A 4,247-nucleotide genomic window follows, 5' to 3' on the forward strand; every position below is an offset into this window, starting at 1 on the left:
TTGGGTCGTGGCTCATGCCTTCTCCTTAACTTTGAAACGAAGGAGTGTGGCGCGTTCATTTCATCATTGCTAGATGGTTGCGTCGGACGCTTACATAGTAAATACCTATAAAAGTTATTGGAACAGTTCCAGTGTCCCATCAAAGGTATCGCTGTCAAGTTTCTGACAATCCGATTTTGTTTGACGCAGGTAAAGCAGGGTAGGCCGCTCCTGGCGCGTTAATCCATGTCAGATAGTCTTGACCCTTACTCCTATGTTTTGAACTTCTCTCAGCCAGATCAGATGTAGCTGGTAACGCAGTGAAATCAAACACCTCACAATAAGTACGCGTGGGGGTATCCAATAATATAAATTCTGACCTTTGCAGATATTGGGTACTGCCATCGTGTGCTAAGGGCTTAATAAATTTTCTTTTAAGGGAACTTAGATAGGCTTCAAACAGCAATTCTTCCGATTTCTCAACGGGAACCATCTGAGTGCTGGTACTAATCCCATTGAGATGAAGAACAGACCACCATTCTTTTGTGCTGGGTTCTATACAAGCAATTGCAATGATATGACCTTCCTCTTTATTCAGTAGTTCTTGATAAAAGGGTTTGTCCTGCAGGAAGGCGTCAAGCTGATCTAGTTTGACGGCTATTCTCGGTAAGCCATGAAAATCTTTGAATTGGAGCATTTGGCGGCTTTTGTCCCGGCCATACGCTTTAAGCCGACCAATCACAAAGAGGCGAGTGTATTTTTTCTTTGCATGATCGAGTACGTGGTGATTATGTTCAAACGCCAATTTATCTCCGTTGGCCGATCCCACTAATAAATACTGATCAAGTGTTTCTCCCTCCTTGTTAATGACGATTTGCTTTGCCGCTTTAAGCAAATTAAAGGTTGCCTGATACCATCTACGATCTTGTCCGCGATAAATGTTCAGGCCTGCCAAGCGCCAAAGCTTGAGAAGTAAGGTAACTTCATTGGCTCTGTCGCGTTTATTACCAGGGGCAGGTGGTTGCGTTTTCTTTAAAGCAATGGCCTGCATATTGCGTTCAATGATGTTGAGAGCAATCGACAAATAGGCGCGGCTTTGACCATTGGCCAGTTCTTCAAACGCAGGGAGATTGGTTGATGATTCTTGACTCTCAGTATCCTCACCAAAAAAATAGCAATCCGCGTCGTGATCCAACCCTGTCTCGGGCCATCTAGCAAGACCATAGTGCGGCACAACATTGTCTTTGTTGTAGCGTTTGACGACTAAAGGAATCTGTTTTCCAGTGCAACACAGACAAAAAGAGCGACCTTGCCGGTGCGCGATCTGAAGCGCTTCTTGAAGCCGATTACCACTCGACTGAGAAAATTGTGTTCCACCAATATCAACAAAAAATGTAAAAGCCTGAGACATCAAATACTCCTAATATGACCATCATTTTGACGTTGATTAAACGAACCCATGTCCGAAAAGACCATTTAATTGCTCTTCTTATCGTTTTTGATTCACGGGGCGTTTAATTTGTTGCCAATTTACGCAAGATTTGGTATTTTGTCAGACATCATAGTGAGGAAACTCACATCGTCAAAAGGCTAGCCCTCATTATTACTGGTCAGAACTATTCTGGTCATTCAAAAACCATTGGGAAACAATCATCCCGATGGGAGCATTGTTTCCCTTTTTTTTTGTCTGAGGAAATAATGCAAACTGAAACCCAATTAGCAGTTATCCAAGCACCTACCTTTTACCCACGCACAAGCATTACGTTGGAAAATGGTCGTGTCATCAATGAGCAATCACAAACAGCCCCAGTTTGGGCGCTGGTACGTGGCAAAAATCCGCGTACCTATTTTGATCCTGTGGCAATGGCAGAACTGGAAGCGACTTTGCCCGACCATGGCATCATTCAACCCATCATTGTTCGTGTGAACGAAGACAACCTGCTTGAAATAGTAGCCGGCGAGCGTCGTTATCGTGCCGCATGTAAAATTTTAGGTGAAGATTATGAAATGCCTATTTCTTTCAAAAATTATGATCAGAGCAAAGCAGATGCCATTGCGGTGATTGAAAATCATCATCGCGACAATGTGTCTCGCACTGAAGAAGCAAACAATGCAGCAAAGACACTCGCGCAATTTAATGGCGATCGTGTTGAAACGGCGAAATATCTAGGCTGGTCTCCGACCATTCTGGATAACCGCCTGGCATTGTTGGCACTAAGTTCAGAGGTACAACAGGCGCTCAACGAACGAAAAATTGATTTGGGGACCGCCGAGTTGTTGGCCACCATCTCACGCGAGCGTCAAAATATGGCGTTGCCCATCATTTTAGAAAAGAAATTGAGCATCAAAGATATCAAACAAACCATCCTCGCTCAATCGAAGCAAATGGCAATTGCCATCTTCGACAAGTCAGAATGCGCGACCTGCCAGTTCAATACGGACTTGCAATCGAGTTTGTTTGCAGAAAATCTCGGAACCGGCTCCTGCAGTAATTCAGTCTGCTACGACAAGAAAACGGATGAAGAATTAGAACTCCGGAAAAAATCTCTTGAAGATGAATACCCGGTAGTGAAGTTTGTTCGCCCTGGCGACAATTTCAGTGTCATTCGTATTGTTGCTGATGGACAAAAGGGGGTTGGAGAAGAACAAGCCATTGCTTGTAAGGCTTGTAAAAATTATGGTGGTGCCATTTCAATGCTCCCAGATTCTTTTGGTAAAGCGTTTAAAAGTCAGTGCTTTGATTTGAAATGTCATGGTGTAAAAGTCGAGATTTACAAAAAATCACTTCTGCCACCAGCTGATCCAACTTCCAACTCTTCCGCCGAGAAAGCGTCAACAAGCCCTGCTACAAGCGGGACGGTTGTCGCAATAAAATCAACGGATACATCAAAAGCCGAAACTGCTCCAAAAGCAGTATTAACTAGCGTTGCCGACTCTAATCGCGTTAAAGATTATCGTGAGCAAATTTGGCGCGAGGCGTTAAAAGCAGACGTTGCTAAAGATCATACGAAAGCCCTTAGCTTGCTATTCGGTATGGCCGCAACACGAAATATTTCGCATATCCAAAGCGATAAAATTGCTGATGTCATCAAAGCTTATGCAGATAAAGAAAAAGACACAACGCAAAGCGTCTCTGGTTATGCCAAGTTAGCCGATACGCTAGATGATCAAACCCGCTCGGCATTATTGAACGGACTGAGTCAATCAGCGGTCAATGCCGTTGAAGTCCGTCACCTGACTGACATGATGGAATATCTGCAAGTTGATCTTTCAAAACATTGGAAGATGAACGCAGAATTTTTGAAGTTGTTGACCAAGTCTGAAATTGAAGTCGTTGCACACGACATCGGTCTCAAAAAATACCTCGATAAATCATTCGCTGGTCTCATGAATAAATCGAAAGATGACTTCATTAAATCATTGATGACATGCGGATTTTCATTCGATGGAATTATTCCAAAAGTGATGTCTTACGCAAAATAATACCCGACACCTTCGGGTGTTTTACGTGAAGTTCAAGCCACCTAAACACCATTTCATTTTGAGATGGTGTTTTCTTTTACGCACTCGCAATTTTTGCGATCGGGCGTTATATCCAATTCAATATAAGAAAGCTCTCTATGATATTTACAGAATTAATGCCACTGGCAAAGCAATGTCAATCGTTATTACTCATGATTTCGGTTGATAGTAACGGGTTGATGACCGTCATCACTCAACCAAAATCACTCCCCAATTCACCTCCAGGTCTATCTGGGCAAATGAAGTTAGTGGGCACGCCAGCGGAACTGGATAACGAGTTTGTCGAGGCAGTGATGCTACAAACGATGGGAGTCAAATCCATTGCTTCTCAAGTCGCTGAAATGCAGTCAAAGCTGGAGAATGAGAAGAAATCTCTCATAGCCAATAAACCAGTTTCAAAACGGCCTTTAGCAATATCAGCTTCTGCTGCAAGCGCACATGATGATGGCGATGATGGCGATGATGGCGATGACGGCAATGACGGAAACGAAAAAGATCCGGAAGACCTGAATCTTTCCAGCCCTCCAGAGACCGACGTCACTGCCACTGAAGAAAAACAAGCATTCAAGCCGTTATTTTAAGGACAGTGATCATGGCCCCAGAGAATCTCATCAATCGCGATTTCCAGGCTGCAACCCCGAACGAGAAGTGGCTCACCGACATCACGGAGTTCCAAATCCCGGCCGGCAAAGTGTATCTATCGCCGATGATCGATTGTTTCGACGGTCTGATCATCAGTTGGTCAA

3 protein-coding genes and 1 pseudogene are annotated in these 4,247 nt (G+C 43.8%); 3 read left to right on the forward strand and 1 reads right to left on the reverse strand.

Features of this window, described 5'->3' with window-relative positions:
* Window positions 1-154: 154 nt before the first annotated feature.
* The gene (locus AAKU61_RS22145) at window positions 155-1,390 is read right to left on the reverse strand and encodes a DUF1173 family protein (protein WP_354335752.1); all 1,236 of its coding nucleotides are present in this window, start codon (window positions 1,388-1,390) and stop codon (window positions 155-157) included.
* Window positions 1,391-1,677: 287 nt separating this feature from the next.
* Between AAKU61_RS22145 and AAKU61_RS22150 the strand changes: the two genes are divergently transcribed.
* The 3 genes and pseudogenes from AAKU61_RS22150 to AAKU61_RS22160 form a co-directional block, all read left to right on the forward strand.
* Window positions 1,678-3,462 (forward strand): PRTRC system ParB family protein, encoded by a 1,785-nt coding sequence (locus AAKU61_RS22150; protein ID WP_354335754.1) that lies wholly within the window; start codon window positions 1,678-1,680, stop codon window positions 3,460-3,462.
* 137 nt (window positions 3,463-3,599) lie between these two features.
* A complete protein-coding gene (locus tag AAKU61_RS22155; protein WP_354335756.1) occupies window positions 3,600-4,082 on the forward strand; it encodes a PRTRC system protein E in 483 nt (160 codons plus the stop codon).
* Between the two features lie 14 nt (window positions 4,083-4,096).
* Window positions 4,097-4,247: pseudogene (locus tag AAKU61_RS22160) on the forward strand (IS3 family transposase); the annotation flags it as partial.

This window comes from Undibacterium sp. GrIS 1.2 (genome assembly GCF_040544435.1).
GTDB lineage: Bacteria > Pseudomonadota > Gammaproteobacteria > Burkholderiales > Burkholderiaceae_D > Undibacterium.

Bases quoted from the DNA above. Each gene is read 5' to 3' on its own strand.
- AAKU61_RS22145 (WP_354335752.1), bottom strand. From the start codon at position 1,390: ATGTCTCAGGCTTTTACATTTTTTGTTGATATTGGTGGAACACAATTT.
- AAKU61_RS22150 (WP_354335754.1), top strand. From the start codon at position 1,678: ATGCAAACTGAAACCCAATTAGCAGTTATCCAAGCACCTACCTTTTAC.
- AAKU61_RS22155 (WP_354335756.1), top strand. From the start codon at position 3,600: ATGATATTTACAGAATTAATGCCACTGGCAAAGCAATGTCAATCGTTA.